We start from the raw sequence: 14815 nt of genomic DNA on the forward strand, positions 1-14815 counted from the left end.
AGCAGGTGCCGGACCAGACCGCGACGCTGTTCACCCACGGGATCGACGACGAGATCCGTGAGCTCGTGCTGGCCACCGACTGGGAGCGCACGCCGCTCGGGCCGGTCAGCGGCTGGTCGGACTCGCTCCGGGCCGCGGTCGGGATCTGCCTCAACAACCCCTTCCCCATGCTCGTCATGTGGGGGCCCGAGCTGGTCATGGTCTACAACGCCGGCTACGCCCCGATCCTCGGCGACAAGCACCCGACCGCGATGGGCCGGCCGTGCGCCGAGGTCTGGGCCGAGCTCTGGCCGGTCCTCCGCGACCGACTCGAAGGCGTGCTGGCCGGCACCGCCACCTACGACGTCGACCTGCCGCTGCTCATGCACCGGCACGGGTTCGACGAGGCCACCTGGTTCACCTTCGCCTACTCGCCGATCGTCGAACCCGACGGCACGGTGGCCGGGGTGCTGAACACGACCACCGACACCACCGGCCGGGTCCTGGGGGCCCGTCGGATGACGGCGCTGCAGGGGTTCGCGGGCATCGCGGCGGGCCGGCACGGTGACCGCGACCTCGCGGCCCAGGCCGCGATGGCTTCGCTGGCCGGCGCGACCGAGGACGTCCCCTTCGGCCTGGTCTACCTGCTCGACCCCGACGGCCGCGCCGCCCACCTCGCGGCCACCACGTGGGGCTCCACACCGCCCCCGGTCCCGCTGGTCGACCGGCTGCCCTCGGGCACCGTCGCCGACTGGGCCTGGCGGGCGCTGACCAGCGGGTCACCGACGGTCGAGTCCGGGCTGGCCGAGCGCATGCCCGGGCTGGTGCCCCCCGGCCCCGACGCCCTGGGCTCGGCCGGGGTCGACACCGCTGTCGCCCTCCCGCTGACGGTGGCCGGGCAGTCCGCGCCGGTCGGCGTGCTGGTCGCCGGGATCGCCCCGAACCTGCGGTTGGACGAGCCCTACCTGGCCTTCCTCGAGCTGGTCGCCGGACAGGTGGCCGCGGTCGTCACCGACGCGCAGGCCTATGAGGCCGAGCGCCGCCGGGCTGCCGAGCGGGCCGAGGCCGAGCGCGAGGTCGCCCGGGCGGCCACCGAGGTGTCGGTGACGCTGCAGCGGTCGATCCTGGGCCGGGTCGAGCTGCCCGCCGGGTTCGCCGTCCGGTACGAGCCCGCGGCCAGCGCGCTGGAGGTCGGCGGCGACTGGTACGACGTCGTCGAGCTGGCCGACGGCGTCTTCGGCGTCGTCGTGGGCGACGTCGTCGGCCGTGGGTTGCCGGCCGCCGCCGTGATGGGGCAGCTGCGCAGCGCCGGTCGCGCGCTGCTGCTCGAGGCCAACGGGCCGGCGCAGGTGCTCTCGGCCCTCGACCGGTTCGCCGCGCTCGTGCCCGGCGCGACCTGCAGCACGGTGTTCTGCGCGATCGTCGACCGCACCGCCGGCACGCTCCGCTACAGCAGCGCAGGGCACCTGCCCGCCGTCCTGACCGGGGCCGGTGGCGACGTCGCGATGCTCGACGGCGCGCAGTCGCTGCCGCTGGCCGTGCTGCCGGGCCGGGTACGGCCCGAGGCGGAGGTCCCGCTGCGGGCCGGCGACAGCCTGCTGCTCTACACCGACGGCCTGGTCGAGCGCCGGGCCGAGGCGTTGGACGAGGGCATCGGACGGGCCGTGCGGGCGGTGGTCGACGGCCGGGCCCTGGCCCCGGACGTCCTGGCCGCGGTGCTGGTGGACCAGTTGCTGGCCGACGACCAGGATGACGACGTCGCCCTTCTGCTGTACCGGCACCCCGCCGAGGTGCCCGCGTCGACCCGGTGACCGTCGGTCGGGTGGTCGTCGTGGGGGCCGGGCCCGTCGGCCTCACCGCGGCCCTGCTGCTGGCCCACCGGGGGCACGAGGTGCAGGTGCTGGAGCGGCGGGCCGAGCCCTCGACGCTCCCGCGCGCGGTGCACCTGGACGCCGAGGCGCAGCGGGTGCTGGCCGACGCCGGCGTGGACTTCGCGCGGATCAGCGCCCCGGGTGCCGGGCTGCGGCTGCTGGACGCCGACCACCGGGTGCTGGCCGAGTTCCCCCGCGACCCCGGGGCGGCCGGGATGTTCCACCAGCCCGACCTCGAGGACCTGCTGCGGGCCGCGCTCGAGCGGTCGGGCGCGGAGCTCGTGACCGGTGTCGAGGTGCGCTCGGTGCGGCGCACCCGCCACGGTGCGCGGGTCGTGACGGACCGGTCCGAGCTGGTCGCCGACGCCGTGCTCGGGTGCGACGGCGCCCGCAGCACCGTGGCCCGCGCGGTGGGCCCGCGCCCCCGCCGGATCGCCCGCCCGGACCGGTGGCTCGTCGTCGACCTGCTGGCCGAGCAGCCGCTGCCCGTCTGGCCCGGGGTGCACCAGGTGTGCGGGCCCGGGCGGGCGGCCACCTTCATGCCGGTCGCGGGCCTGCGCTACCGGGCCGAGTTCCGGCTGGCCGACGGCCCGGTCGACCTGCCCGCCGAGCTGGCCCGGTTCGGGGCGTCGTCGTGCGAGGTCGTCCGGGCGGCGGAGTACACCTACGGCGCGCAGGTCGCCCGGCGGTGGCGGTCGGGCCGGGTCCTGCTGTGCGGGGACGCCGCCCACCTCACCCCGCCGTTCATCGGCCAGGGCCTGGGGCTGGGGCTGCGCGACGCGCACCAGCTGGCGTGGAAGGTCGACGCCGTCCTCGCCGGGGCGCCGGACTCCCTGCTGGACACCCACGGTGCCGAGCGCGCGGCGCACGCCCGGTCGCTGGTCCGGCTGGCCGCGCTGACCGGCTGGCTGATGACCGCCGGTGGCCCCCGGGCCGCCCGGCTGCGGCGGCTGGTGCTGCGGCTGCTGCCGCGCACGCTGCTGGCCGCCGGGTCCCCACCGCTGCGGCGCGGGCCGTGGGTCCGCCGTCCCCGCCTGGGCCCGGCGCACGGGGTGGGCCGGCTGGTGCCCGACGTGCCGCTGAAGCGGGGGCGCCGGCTGGACGACGTCCTCGGCCCGGGGTGGGCCTTGCTGGTCTGCTCCACGGAGGTGCCGGTGGTGCCGCCGCTGCCCGGTGGGGCGCGGCCACGGGTGCTGCACCGCGGCGCGCTCCCCGACCTGGGCCCGGCGCTGCGCGACCGCTGGGTGCTGGTCCGCCCGGACCGCGTCGTCGCCGCCGTCGGCCCCCGAGCCTGACCCCACCCTGCCCGTCCAGCGATGATCAGGGCCCCTGGTCCACCTCACGCCTCCGCCACCAGGTCTGGTGGCGGAGGACGGACTTCGGCGGGGGAGGACGGCGAGCGGGAGGATCGGCGCATGAGCTTCGACGTCGCCGTCCTCCGTGCGCAGTTCCCCGCCCTGCTCGGGGGTGCGGCGCACTTCGACGGGCCCGGCGGCACGCAGGTGCCCACCGCGGTGGCCGACGCCGTCCACGCCGCGCTGGTCCAGCCCACCGCCAACCGCGGGTCGACGACGCAGGCCGAGCGGAACGCCGACGACGTCGTGGTGGCCGCCCGCCGGGCGATCGCCGACCTGGTGGGCGGGGACGCCGGGGGCGTGGTCTTCGGCCGCAGCGCCACGCAGCTGACCTACGACCTCGCCCGGGTGCTGTCGGCCGGGTGGGGCCCCGGCGACGAGGTCGTGGTCACCCGGTTGGACCACGACGCGAACATCCGGCCATGGGTGCAGGCGGCGGAGCGGGTCGGGGCGACCGTGCGGTGGGCGGGGTTCGACCCCGCCACGGGCGAGCTGACCGCCGACGACGTCGCCGCCGTGGTCACCGACCGCACCCGGCTGGTGGCCGTCACCGGCGCCTCGAACCTGATCGGCACCCGGCCCCCGCTGCAGCGCATCGCCGGGGTGGCGCACGCCGCCGGGGCGCTGCTGCACGTGGACGGCGTGCACCTGACCGCGCACGCCCCCGTCGACCTGGCCGACCTGGGCTGCGACACCTTCGTCTGCTCGCCGTACAAGTTCCTGGGCCCGCACTGCGGTGTGCTGGTCGCCGACCCGGAGTTCCTGCGCACGCTGCACCCGGACAAGCTGCTGCCCTCCACCGACGCCGTGCCCGAGCGGTTCGAGCTGGGCACGCTGCCCTACGAGCTGCTGGCGGGGACGACGGCCGCGGTCGACGTCCTGGCCGGGATCGCCGGGCCGGACGGCACCCGCCGCGAGCGGCTGCTGGCCGCGATGCAGGCGGTCGAGGAGCACGAGGACGCGTTGCGGGTGTCGCTGGAGGCGGCGCTGCTCGCGCTGCCGGGGGTGACCGTGCGGTCGCGGGCCGAGCACCGGACGCCGACCCTGCTGGTCACCTTCGACGGTCTGGACTCCTCCGACGCATACCGCTACCTGGCCGCCCGGGGCGTGAACGCGCCGGCGGGGTCGTTCTACGCGCTGGAGTGCTCCCGCCACCTGGGCCTGGGCGACACCGGCGGTCTGCGGATCGGGCTGGCCCCCTACACCGACCAGGGGGACGTCGACCGCCTGCTGGACAACCTGCGCGGCTTCCTCAGCGAGCGTTCGCCCGGGTGACGACGTCGGTGGCGAAGCCCTCCAGGCCGGACATGTCGCGGATGACCTCGACCCGGTCGCACGAGTCGGCGTAGGCCGGCAGGTCGCAGCCGCCCAGCGCCCACGAGTACCTCGGCTCCGGGGTCAGCCAGATCGTCTCGCGCACCCGGCGGGCCAGGTCTGCGAAGACGTCGACCCGCGGGGCGTTGCCGTTGCCCCGGCCGTCGCCGAGCACGAGCAGCGTCGTCCGGCGGGTGAAGGCGCCGCTGTGCTCGCCGGCGAGCTTCGCGAACACGGTGCCGTAGTCGCTGGTGGCGTCCACGTCGATGACGTCGCCGCCGAACACCAGGCCCAGGGCGTGCTCCAGCGGGTGCTCGTCGAACAGGTCGGTGATCTCGACGACGTCGTCGACGAACGCGAAGGTGCGCACCTGGGCGAAGAGGTCCTGCAGGGCGTGCACGACGTGCAGGGTGAACCGGGCCGTCGTGCGCACCGACAGCGAGACGTCGGCGACGACGACCAGCCGCGGCTTGTCCTCGCCCAGCCGGGTGGTGACCGGCCGGAACGGGACGCCGTCGTAGCGCATGTTCGACCGCATCGTGCGGCTGACGTTGATCCGGCCCCGGCTCGAGCGCTGCTTCTTGTGCGTCAGCCCGCCGTGCAAGGAGGTGGCCAGCCGGCGCAGCGACTCCTCGATCCTGGCCCGCTCGGCCTCGGTCACCCGCTGCACCGGGGCGGCCCGCAGCTCGCGCTCCTCGATGGCCAGGTCGGTCATCTCGGCCAGCTTCTGCAGGTGGGCGGCCAGCAGCTCGGGCAGGTCGTCGATGACCCCGGCCAGCTGGCGGCGCAGGGCCTCGGCCACCTCGGGGTCCAGGTCGTCGACCGGGTTCGCCAGCCAGTCCCGCAGCGCCTGCTGCTGGGCGACCGACAGCTCGACGTCCAGCTGGGTGCCGCCGGCCCGCACCAGGTCGCCGGGCAGCCCCGGGTCGTGCAGCCGGCCGACCTCGACCTGCACGTTCTCCTGGCCGTCGGCGCTGCCGACCGGCTCGCTGCTCAGCACGATCTGCTGGGTGAGCGAGGCCAGGTCGACCTTGTTGGCCTCCTGGTGCAGGTTGTACTGCTGGGTGAGGTCCTCGGCGTCGAAGTAGTCGCGGATGTCCATCGGCTTGCCGTGGCTGTGGCCCTGCTCGGGCTCGGCCCCGGGCTCCTGGGACCAGGTCATGCGGGTCAGCTCGCCCTCGTCGACCAGGTCGTCGTGGGCGTGGCTGTGGCCCTCGTCGTCCTCGGTCACCTTCCGCAGGGTGAAGAACCTCGCGAAGGTGTCGGCGAAGACCTCGGTGTCCCGGCGGTCCTTGAGCAGCGCGGCACCCAGCGCGGCCTCCAGCGCCGCCCGGTCGCTGACCTCCACCGCGGCGGCCGCGGCGAACGCGTCGACGGCCTCGGCGGTCGAGATCCGCATGCCGCGCAGCCGGAGCAGCCGGACGAACCGGTGCAGCGCGCCCTCCATCAGACCGGACGGCGGCGGGCGCTGCCGCGGAAGGACCGGGAACCCTGGGACGACGTGACCCCGCGGGTGGTCGGCGGGATCTCCCGGGCACCGCCGGCCTTGTCGTCGCCCGACCCGCTGGCCCGCTGCCCGTAGTACTCGTCGTCGTGCCGGCCGGGCTGGTCCTTGGCGGCTCGCCGGGCGGGGCCCTCGTCGTCGTCCCCGTGGCTGTGTTCCCCGTGGCTGTGGGAGTGCGCCCCGTGGTCGTGCCGGTGCTCCGGGACGACCGCGTTGGGGTCCAGCAGCTTCGGCAGCGCGGCGCGGGAGCGCTCGACGTCCCGCTCGTACTTGGCGACGACGGAGACGGTGTCGGCCAGGACGCCGGCCTCCAGCTCGGTCACCCCGAGGACGGCGAGCGTGCGCGCCCAGTCGATGGTCTCCGAGATGCTCGGCGACTTGCGCAGGTCCAACCCACGCAGCCCGCGGACGATGTCGACCAGCGTCGTGGCCGCGGCGTCGTCCAGGCCGGTCTTCTTGGAGCGCAGGATCTCCAGCTCGCGCTCGGCGTCGGGGTACTCGAGGAACAGGTGCAGGCAGCGGCGCTTGAGCGCGGCCGACAGGTCGCGGGTGTTGTTGCTGGTCAGGATCACGTAGGGCGCGTGCTCGGCGACGAAGGTGCCGATCTCGGGCACCGACACCTGGTACTCGGCGAGCATCTCCAGCAGCACCGCCTCCAGCGCCTCGTCGGCCCGGTCCACCTCGTCGATGAGCAGGACGACGGGCTCGGGGGAGCGCACCGCCTCCAGCAGCGGGCGGGCGGCGAGGAACCGCTCGGAGAAGAAGGCGCTGTCCTGCTCGGCGACCCGGTCCACGGCCTCGGCCATCGACGCGGTGTCGACCAGCAGCTCGGCGGCCTTGTCCCGCAGGATCTGGGTGTAGAGCAGCTGCTTGCCGTAGTCCCACTCGTAGAGCGCCTTGGTCTCGTCCTGGCCCTCGTAGCACTGCAGGCGCAGCAGCTTCCGGCCCGTGGCGCGGGCCAGCGTCTTGGCCAGCTCGGTCTTGCCCACCCCGGCCGGGCCCTCCAGCAGCAGCGGCTTGCCCAGCCGGCTCATGACGAACGTGGTGGTGGCCAGCCGGCGGTCGGTGACGTAGCCGTGCTCGGCGAAGGCGCGGGCGACGTCGTCGACGTCGGTGAAGTCGTCGGGGCGGGGGTCGGGCACGGGCGCTCCAAGGGGTTGGTGGAGTCCCAGCGCATCGTTCCCCGAGCGCTGGGACTCCATCAGGGGTGGGTCAGGAGAGGAGGTCGTCCAGGTCGCCGTTCATGCAGTGCTCGACCACCGGGCGCACCGTCTCGAACGTGCACTCCTTGGGGTTGCCGGGGGTGCAGGCGTCGCCGAGGACGTGGTTGGTGATGCGGTCGACGTCGGCGGCGTCCCCGGCGATGACCCCGGTGTTCTCGTAGAACTTCGTGGGGCCGGTGCCCAGCCGGTTCTTCGAGTAGCTGTCCTTGGTGACCTCGGTGAACTTCTCGGTGATGCCGACGTCGCGGAGCAGCCGGATGGCCGCGGCCAGGGCGGCGTCGGCGGCCTGGACGTCGGTCATGCCGTAGGTGTCCACGCCCATCGCGGCGCCCATCTCGGCGAACCGCTTGTACTGGGTGGGCATGTTGAACGCCCAGACGCGGGGCAGCGCGATGGCGTTGTTCAGGCCGTGGTGGGTGTCGTAGAAGGCGCTCACCGCGTGGCTGATCGAGTGGATGATCCCCAGCCCGCCCGAGTTGAAGGCCTGGGCGGCGATGTACTGGGCGTGCATCATGCCCTCGCGGCCCTTGAGGTCCTGGCCGTTCCAGACCGCTGCCCGCAGGTTCTCGGCGGTCAGCTTCACGGCGTACAGCGCGTTGCCCATGGACGGCGGGAAGTTCAGCCGGCTCACGTAGGGCTCCGACGCGTGCGCCAGGACGTCGAACCCGCACTGGGCCGTGTAGTCGACCGGGCAGTCGTAGTAGAGGACCGGGTCGTCGATGGCCAGCGTGGTCACCGAGGTGTCGTCGAAGGCGACGTACTTGTGCGGGTTGTCCGGGTCGGTGGTGGTGTCGGTGATGACGTAGGCCCAGGACGTCTCCGAGCCGGTGCCGGCCGTGGTCGAGACGGCGATGTGCGGCGGGTTCTTCGGGTTCTCGCTCTGGTTGAAGCCCTCGAACTCGTTGACGCTGCGGCCGTCGTGGGCCACCGAGATGCGGGCGCCCTTGCAGGCGTCGTGGCTGGAGCCGCCACCGATGGAGACGAAGCTGTCGCAGGAGTTCTCCTGGTAGAGCTTCACGGCGTCCATGACGTTGTAGTCCTTGGGGTTGGACTCCACCTGGTCGTAGACCACGACGTCGAGGCCGTGCCACTTCATGGACTCGCTGATCTTCTCCACGATGTTCGTGCCGCGCAGGCCCGAGGTCATGATCAGCGTCTTCTTGAAGCCCAGCTTGAGGGCCTCGGGGCCGATCAGCTCGTGCGCACCCGGCCCGAGCATGGCCCGGGGGAACGGGTGGAACTCCTTGATCGGGAACGGCTTGAGCAGTTCTTCGACCTGCATGGGTGGATCCCTCCTCGAACGGCGGCGGTGCCGGGTCGGGCGGACCGTATGGCCCAGCTCACACCGCCGGGGAGGGGTCGGAGGTGCCTACCGGCCGGTCGGAGCCCGAGGTCCGCCCGGTCGGGCAGGTGCACCTGCCCGACCGGGCAGCTCCCCGGGCATGCTGGGCCGGTGCCGATCACCACCGACGACGTCGACGCCGCGGCGACCCGGATCGCCGGGGTGGTCCGACCCGTGGCGCTGCTCCCCGCCGACCGGCCCGACCGGTGGTTCGCCGCCGAGCACCTGCAGCACACCGGCACGTTCAAGGCCCGGGGCGCGGCCAACCTGGTCGCCGCGCACCTGGCCGCCGGGACCCTGCCCGACGCCGGGGTGGTCATCGCCTCCGGCGGCAACGCCGGGCTGGCCTGCGCCTGGTCCGCGGCCCGGCACGGCGTCCCGGCCACCGTCTTCGTCCCGGAGACCGCGCCCGCCGTGAAGGTGGACCGGCTGCGCGGCTACGGGGCCCGCGTCGTGCAGGTCGGCACCGAGTACGCGCACGCCGCCGAGGCGGCCGCCGAGCACGTCGCGGCCAGCGGCGCCCTGGCCTCGCACGCCTACGACCACCCCCTGATCGCCGCGGGCGCGGGCACCCTGCTGACCGAGGTGCTCGCGACGACGCCCGGCGGGGTCGACACCGTGGTGGTGGCCGTCGGCGGCGGGGGTCTGCTCGCCGGGGTCGCCACGGTGGCCGCCGCGGCCGGGGTGCGGGTGGTGGCCGTCGAGCCGGTCGGCTGCCAGGCGTTCGCCGCCGCGCTGACGGCGGGACGACCGGTGGACGTCCCGGTGCGGTCGGTCGCCGCGGACTCCCTGGGCGCCCGTCGGGTGACCCCGTTGGCGCTGGCCGCCGCGGCCGCGGCCGACGTCGTCCCGGTGCTGGTCGACGACGACGCGGTCGTGGCCGCCCGCCTGCACCTGTGGGAGGAGCACCGGTTGGCCGTCGAGCACGCGGCCGCGGCCGCGGTGGCCGCCCTGGCGACCGGTGGCTACCGGCCGGCCCAGGGCGAACGGGTGGTGACGATCCTGTGCGGCGCGAACACCGACCCCGCCACCCTGGCGCCGAACGCCCCGGGCATGCCCGGCTGAGCGCCGGGGGCCGGGCACCGGAGCCGTCAGCGGCGCGTTGACCGGCCATGGCGCGCTACGACGGGCACGCGGACTGGTACGACGCCTGGTGGACCGGCGCCGGCGCCGGGGCCATGGCGGCGGCCGGGGAGGTGCTGGCCGAGCTGCTGCCGGACCGGGTCGGGACGGCGCTGGACGTCGGCTGCGGCACCGGGCGCCAGGTGGCCGTGCTGGCAGACCGCGCCGAGCGGGTGGTGGGTGTCGACCTGAGCGCCGACCAGCTCCGCCACGCCCGCGGACGGTTGCCGGTCGCCCTGGCCGATGCGACGGCGCTGCCGGTCACCGACGGCGGCGTCGACCTGGTCGCCACGGTGCTCACCCACACCGACGTCCCCGACCTGCCCGGGCTGGTCCGCGAGGCGGCCCGGGTGCTGCGGCCGGGCGGACGGTTCGTGCTGGTCGGGGTGCACCCCTGCTTCGTGCACCCGTTCGCCGAGCCGCGCGAGGACGGCGTGCTGGTGCGACCGGGCTACGCGCGCAGCGGGTGGGCCGAGCGGACGGCGCACACCGGGGACGCCGTCCGCGCGCGGGTGGGCGTGCACCACCGCACCCTGGCCGACCTCCCCGAGTTCCTCGGCCTCGCCCTCGACCGCACACGATCGAGGTGACCCCTGGGGACTCGCGACGACGGGGGGCCGGAGGCTCCCCGGAGGAGCGAGCGGATCGGCTCGGCGTGGTCGGGAACGGCTCCTGGCCGCGGTCGGAGCCCGAAGGGCGACCGTGTGCACCGCCTACCTCAGCGTCGGGAAGCCACCCGCCAACTGGTCGAAAGCGGCGTGCAGGTCGTCGGCCAGGGAGCCGTCGCCGGCCAGCCAGGTCTCGAAGGCGGTGGTGGCGGCGGCGCGGGTGGACAGCGCGACCAGGCGGGGGACCAGCGACTCGGGGCGGCACCCGGTGCGGCGGGCGACGTGCTCGGCGACCACCTGGTCGACGTCGGCGTAGCGCACCTGCGAGTGGGCCTGCAGCGCCGGCTCGGTGAGGATGAGCCGCATGCGCTCGCGCAGCAGCGGGAGGTCGGCGCCGGGGTAGTCGTTGACCTCGACGTAGGCGGCGCAGATGGAGGCCAGCACGGGCTGGTCGTCCGAGGTCGCGGCCAGCAGCTCCTCGAGCCGGACGACGTGGGCGTGGAAGTCGCCCCACACGGCGTCGGCCTTGGTGGCGAAGTGCCGGAAGAACGTGCGGCGGCTGATGCCGGCGGCGTCGGCGACCTCGTCGGCGGTGACGGTCTCGAAGTCCCGGCTGGTGAACAGGTCGAGGGCGGCTGCCTCGATGCGGGCGCGGGTGGCCTCGCGGGCATCGACGGCGGACTCGGTCACGGCGCCGATCATCCTCCCGCCGCCCCCACTTGTGGCGTGGCACTCGGTGCCACTAGCGTCCTGGTGGTCCGTGACCCAGCTCACCAGGAGGCACCCGTGCCCGAGCAGACGCAGGCCGCCGAGACCCCCGCCCCCACCGCCGAGGAGGTCCTCGTCGAGGAGTCCCTGGTGGAGGAGGTCTCCATCGACGGCATGTGCGGCGTGTACTGAGCCGTTGGCCGACACCCTCGTGACCGGGCCCGACACGGGCCCGGTCACGATCCCCGCGGATGAACTCCCCTTCGACCCGTCCCTGCCGTGGCAGAAGTCGCCGTCGGTGGCGCTGCGCCCGGAGCCGTTCGGCGCGCTGGTCTACCACTTCGGCAACCGCAAGCTGTCGTTCCTGAAGTCCCAGCCGCTGGTGGCGGTGGTGAAGGCGCTCGGCGAGCACCCCGACGTCCCCAGCACCCTGCGCGCCTGCGACGTCCCCGAGGCCCAGCACCCGGCCTACGTCACCGCGCTGGCCACCTTGTCCCGCTCGCAGATGATCACCAGGAGGGACCCGTCGTGACCGCTGTCCTGCCCACCCGCGCCCCGACCCAGCGGCCGACCGGCGGCAAGTTGATCGACCAGTTCGAGTACGGCCTGGACGCCCCGATCTGCCTGACCTGGGAGCTCACCTACGCCTGCAACCTGGCGTGCGCGCACTGCCTGTCCTCCTCGGGGCGCCGTGACCCGCGCGAGCTGTCCACCGCCGAGGCCGAGGCGGTCATCGACGAGCTGCAGCGCATGCAGGTCTTCTACGTCAACGTCGGCGGTGGCGAGCCGACCGTGCGGCCGGACTTCTGGCACCTGCTGGACTACGCCATCGGCCACGACGTCGGGGTCAAGTTCTCCACCAACGGCGTGAAGCTGAACAAGGCCCGCGCCGCCCAGCTGGCCCGCACCGACTACGTCGACGTGCAGATCTCCCTGGACGGCGCCACCGCAGCGGTCAACGACCGGGTGCGCGGCGTCGGCTCCTACGCCACGGCGATCACCGCGCTGGAGAACCTGGCCGAGGCCGGGATGAAGGACTTCAAGGTCTCCGTCGTCGTCACCCGCGAGAACGCCGGCCAGCTCGACGCGTTCAAGGCCCTCACCGACTCCTTCGGCGCCCAGCTGCGCATCACCCGGCTGCGACCCAGTGGCCGCGGGGCCGACGTGTGGGACGAGCTGCACCCCACCATGGCCCAGCAGAAGGACCTGTACCAGTGGCTGCTGGCCAACGGCGACGGCGTGCTCACCGGGGACTCGTTCTTCCACCTCTCGGCGTTCGGTGAGGCCCTGCCGGGGCTGAACCTGTGCGGCGCCGGGCGCGTGGTGTGCCTGATCGACCCGGTCGGGGACGTCTACGCCTGCCCGTTCGCCATCCACGAGAACTTCCTGGCCGGCAACGTGCGCAGCCCCGGCGGCTTCCAGACCGTGTGGCAGCAGAGCGAGCTGTTCGCCGACCTGCGCAACCCGCAGACCGGCGGCGCCTGCACCAAGTGCCAGCACTTCGACTCCTGCCGGGGTGGCTGCATGGCGGCCAAGTTCTTCACCGGCCTGCCGCTGGACGGGCCCGACCCCGAGTGCGTGCAGGGCTACGGCGAGAGCGCCCTGGCCGCCCGCGACCTGGAGCTCGTCACCCCCAAGTCGCACATCGACCACTCGCACAAGGGCCCCGTCCGCGGCCAGCCCACGCTGCTCGGGATGCCGGCGATCCCGCCGGCGAAGATCTGCGACGAGTCGCCGCTGGCCGGGCTGGACCTGCGCTAGCCCGTGCGGTTGACCGAACCCCTCCTGCTGGCCGGCAGGAGTGCGCCCTCCCGGGTGCTGTTCGGTCCGCACGAGACCAACCTCGGCGCCGGCCGGGCGCTGTCCCCGCGGCACGTCGCGTACTACGCGCGCCGTGCCGCGGGCGGCGCCGGGGTGGTCGTGGTCGAGGGCGCGTCGGTGCACCCCTCCGACCACCCGTACGAACGCGCCCCGCTGGCCGCCGACTGCGGGCCGGGGTGGGCCGCCGTCGGCGACGCCTGCCGGCCGCACGGCACGCTGGTGCTGGCCGGGCTGACGCACACCGGTGGACAGGGCTCGTCGGCCTGGACCCAGGCGCCGCCGTGGGGGCCCTCGCGGGTCCCGGACGTCGTCACCCGCGAGGTGCCGGTCCCGCTGGACGGCGGCCGCATCGCCGAGCTGACCGCGGGCTTCGCCGGGGCCGCGGCCACCGCGGTCGCCGCCGGGCTGGACGGGGTGGAGGTCGACGCCGGCCCGCGTTCGCTGCTGCGCCAGTTCCTGTCGGGGCTGACCAACCACCGGGACGACGGCCACGGCACCGACCGCGCCCGGCTGCTGCGGGAGGTGCTGGCCGCCGTGCGCACCGCGCAGGGTCCGGACCGGCTGCTCGCCCTCCGGCTGAGCGTGGACGAGTCGGCGCCGTGGGCCGGGCTCACCCCCAAGGGCAGCGCCGCGCTGGTCGGCGTACTGGCTCCGCTGGTCGACCTGCTCACCCTGGTCCGCGGCAGCGCCCTCGACGTGGCCGCGTACCGCCCCACCGCACACCGGACGCCGACGTTCCACGTGGAACTGCTGGCCGCGGCCGGCGGCACCCCGGTGGTGGCGCAGGGGTCGGTCGTCGAGGCGGCGCACGCGGAGGAGCTGCTGGACGCCGGGTTCGCGGCCGTCGAGATGACCCGCGCGCAGATCGCCGACGCCGGGTTCGTGGCCACCGTGCGCGCCGGTCGCCGTCCCCGGCCGTGCCTGCTGTGCAACCAGGCCTGCCAGGTGCTCGACACCCGCAACCCCCCGGTGAGCTGCGTGGTCGACCCCCGCAGCGGCCACGAGCTGACCGAGCCCGACACCGATGTCCCCGTCCCCGGCGGGGGACGCCGCGTGGTCGTGGCCGGTGCCGGGCCGGCGGGGCTGGAGGCGGCCCGGGTGCTGGCGCTGCGCGGGCACGACGTCGAGGTGGTCGCCCCGGCGGTCGGCGGCCTGCTGCCGCTCGTCGCGGCCGCGCCGGGCCGGGAGCGCTTCGGGTCGTTCGCCGACTGGCTGGTCGCCGAGTGCACCCGGCTGGGGGTCGCGTTCACCCCGGGCCGGGTCGAGGACGCCGACGTCGTCGCCACCGGGGGGCGGGCGGCGGTGCCCGTCGTCCCCGGGGCGGTGCCGGCGGCCGACGTGCTGGCCGGTCGAGAGCTGCCACCCGGGCCGGTGCTCGTGCACGACCCGGTGGGTGGGCCGGTCGGGGTGGGGGTTGCCGAGCTGCTCGCCGCGGCCGGCCGCACGGTCACCCTCGCCACCCCGGACGACCTCGTCGGCGCCCGGCTCGGGCCCACCGGCGACCTGGTCGAGGCCAACCGCCGGCTCGCCGTCGCCGGGGTCCGCCGGGTGACCGCGGTCGTGCTGACCGGCTGGGCCGGAGGCCGGGCGGTGCTCGAGCACCGGTGGAGCGGGGAGCGCACCGAGGTGACCTGCGCCGTCGTCGTCGACGCGGGGCACCGACTGCCCGGTCGGGTGCTGCCCGACGAGGGCCGTGAGCGGTTCGCCGGGGACGTCGTCGCGCCGCGGACGGTGCTGGACGCCGTCCTCGAGGGCCGCCGCGCCGCCCTCGCCGTCGCCGCGGCGGTGCCCGCGTGACCGCCCGGCTGGCGGTGCGGTGGCGCTCGGTGCGCCCGGCGCTGGCGTCCCTGCTGGTCAGCAAGCCCTGGTACCTGCGCGGCCCGGCGGCCTGGAGGCCGCGAACCGGGCGGCCGATGGCCGCGGCCCCGCGAGGGCCCTGACGACCCGACGCACCGATGCGTCGGGTCG

General features: G+C 75.1%; 14 protein-coding genes. 10 read left to right on the forward strand and 4 right to left on the reverse strand.

Going from position 1 to position 14815, the window contains the following annotated elements; genetic code table 11:
- The first annotated feature begins 5 nt into the window (after nucleotides 1-5).
- The 3 genes from BLS67_RS03505 to BLS67_RS03515 all read left to right on the forward strand — a co-directional run bounded on the left by BLS67_RS03505 (nucleotide 6) and on the right by BLS67_RS03515 (nucleotide 4480).
- On the forward strand, nucleotides 6-1790 hold the full coding sequence (locus BLS67_RS03505; RefSeq protein ID WP_091239833.1) for a SpoIIE family protein phosphatase: 1785 nt from the start codon (nucleotides 6-8) through the stop codon (nucleotides 1788-1790).
- Nucleotides 1787-3145, forward strand: coding sequence for an FAD-dependent oxidoreductase (locus BLS67_RS03510; RefSeq protein ID WP_091239836.1), 1359 nt, complete (start codon nucleotides 1787-1789; stop codon nucleotides 3143-3145). Before BLS67_RS03505 ends, BLS67_RS03510 begins: the two co-directional genes overlap by 4 nt.
- A gap of 120 nt (nucleotides 3146-3265) precedes the next feature.
- Nucleotides 3266-4480, forward strand: a complete 1215-nt coding sequence (locus tag BLS67_RS03515; protein WP_091239838.1) for a cysteine desulfurase-like protein — start codon at nucleotides 3266-3268, stop codon at nucleotides 4478-4480.
- On the opposite strand, the gene BLS67_RS03520 is transcribed toward BLS67_RS03515, so the two are convergent.
- From BLS67_RS03520 to mdo, 3 genes are all read right to left on the reverse strand, one after another.
- Nucleotides 4458-5966, reverse strand: coding sequence for a VWA domain-containing protein (locus tag BLS67_RS03520; RefSeq protein WP_091239841.1), 1509 nt, complete (start codon nucleotides 5964-5966; stop codon nucleotides 4458-4460). The genes BLS67_RS03515 and BLS67_RS03520 overlap by 23 nt on opposite strands.
- A complete protein-coding gene (locus BLS67_RS03525; RefSeq protein WP_242653798.1) occupies nucleotides 5966-7165 on the reverse strand; it encodes an AAA family ATPase in 1200 nt (399 codons plus the stop codon). The genes BLS67_RS03520 and BLS67_RS03525 overlap by 1 nt, the downstream gene beginning before the upstream one ends.
- A gap of 70 nt (nucleotides 7166-7235) precedes the next feature.
- On the reverse strand, nucleotides 7236-8528 hold the full coding sequence (gene mdo, locus BLS67_RS03530) for an NDMA-dependent methanol dehydrogenase (RefSeq protein ID WP_091239846.1): 1293 nt from the start codon (nucleotides 8526-8528) through the stop codon (nucleotides 7236-7238).
- 171 nt (nucleotides 8529-8699) lie between these two features.
- Between mdo and BLS67_RS03535 the strand changes: the two genes are divergently transcribed.
- Complete coding sequence (locus BLS67_RS03535) at nucleotides 8700-9653, forward strand: serine/threonine dehydratase (RefSeq protein WP_207500236.1); 954 nt, start codon at nucleotides 8700-8702, stop codon at nucleotides 9651-9653.
- A gap of 47 nt (nucleotides 9654-9700) precedes the next feature.
- Complete coding sequence (locus tag BLS67_RS03540; RefSeq protein ID WP_091239852.1) at nucleotides 9701-10300, forward strand: class I SAM-dependent methyltransferase; 600 nt, start codon at nucleotides 9701-9703, stop codon at nucleotides 10298-10300.
- Nucleotides 10301-10423: 123 nt separating this feature from the next.
- Here the strand turns inward: BLS67_RS03540 and mftR are convergent, their stop codons facing one another.
- The gene (gene mftR / locus BLS67_RS03545; protein WP_242653800.1) at nucleotides 10424-11008 is read right to left on the reverse strand and encodes a mycofactocin system transcriptional regulator; all 585 of its coding nucleotides are present in this window, start codon (nucleotides 11006-11008) and stop codon (nucleotides 10424-10426) included.
- Between the two features lie 96 nt (nucleotides 11009-11104).
- Between mftR and mftA the strand changes: the two genes are divergently transcribed.
- The 5 genes from mftA to BLS67_RS23650 are packed head-to-tail and all read left to right on the forward strand — an operon-like array spanning nucleotide 11105 to nucleotide 14787.
- Nucleotides 11105-11218: a mycofactocin precursor MftA gene (gene mftA, locus BLS67_RS03550; protein WP_091239858.1), complete on the forward strand. Its 114-nt coding sequence runs from the start codon at nucleotides 11105-11107 to the stop codon at nucleotides 11216-11218.
- A gap of 4 nt (nucleotides 11219-11222) precedes the next feature.
- The gene (gene mftB / locus BLS67_RS03555) at nucleotides 11223-11558 is read left to right on the forward strand and encodes a mycofactocin biosynthesis chaperone MftB (protein ID WP_242653802.1); all 336 of its coding nucleotides are present in this window, start codon (nucleotides 11223-11225) and stop codon (nucleotides 11556-11558) included.
- Entirely contained in the window at nucleotides 11555-12787 is a 1233-nt protein-coding gene (gene mftC, locus BLS67_RS03560) for a mycofactocin radical SAM maturase (RefSeq protein WP_091239860.1), read from the forward strand. The genes mftB and mftC overlap by 4 nt, the downstream gene beginning before the upstream one ends.
- Nucleotides 12788-12796: 9 nt before the next feature.
- A complete protein-coding gene (locus BLS67_RS03565; RefSeq protein WP_242653804.1) occupies nucleotides 12797-14644 on the forward strand; it encodes a mycofactocin system FadH/OYE family oxidoreductase 1 in 1848 nt (615 codons plus the stop codon).
- Nucleotides 14641-14787, forward strand: a complete 147-nt coding sequence (locus BLS67_RS23650) for a hypothetical protein (protein WP_165617456.1) — start codon at nucleotides 14641-14643, stop codon at nucleotides 14785-14787. The genes BLS67_RS03565 and BLS67_RS23650 overlap by 4 nt, the downstream gene beginning before the upstream one ends.
- Nucleotides 14788-14815 lie beyond the last annotated feature (28 nt).

The organism is Klenkia soli, from assembly GCF_900103975.1.
GTDB lineage: Bacteria > Actinomycetota > Actinomycetes > Mycobacteriales > Geodermatophilaceae > Klenkia > Klenkia soli.

Excerpts from the sequence above, each read along its gene's own strand:
- BLS67_RS03515 (WP_091239838.1), top strand. The coding sequence starts at position 3,266 with ATGAGCTTCGACGTCGCCGTCCTCCGTGCGCAGTTCCCCGCCCTGCTC.
- BLS67_RS03520 (WP_091239841.1), bottom strand. The coding sequence starts at position 5,966 with ATGGAGGGCGCGCTGCACCGGTTCGTCCGGCTGCTCCGGCTGCGCGGC.
- mdo (WP_091239846.1), bottom strand. The coding sequence starts at position 8,528 with ATGCAGGTCGAAGAACTGCTCAAGCCGTTCCCGATCAAGGAGTTCCAC.
- BLS67_RS03540 (WP_091239852.1), top strand. The coding sequence starts at position 9,701 with ATGGCGCGCTACGACGGGCACGCGGACTGGTACGACGCCTGGTGGACC.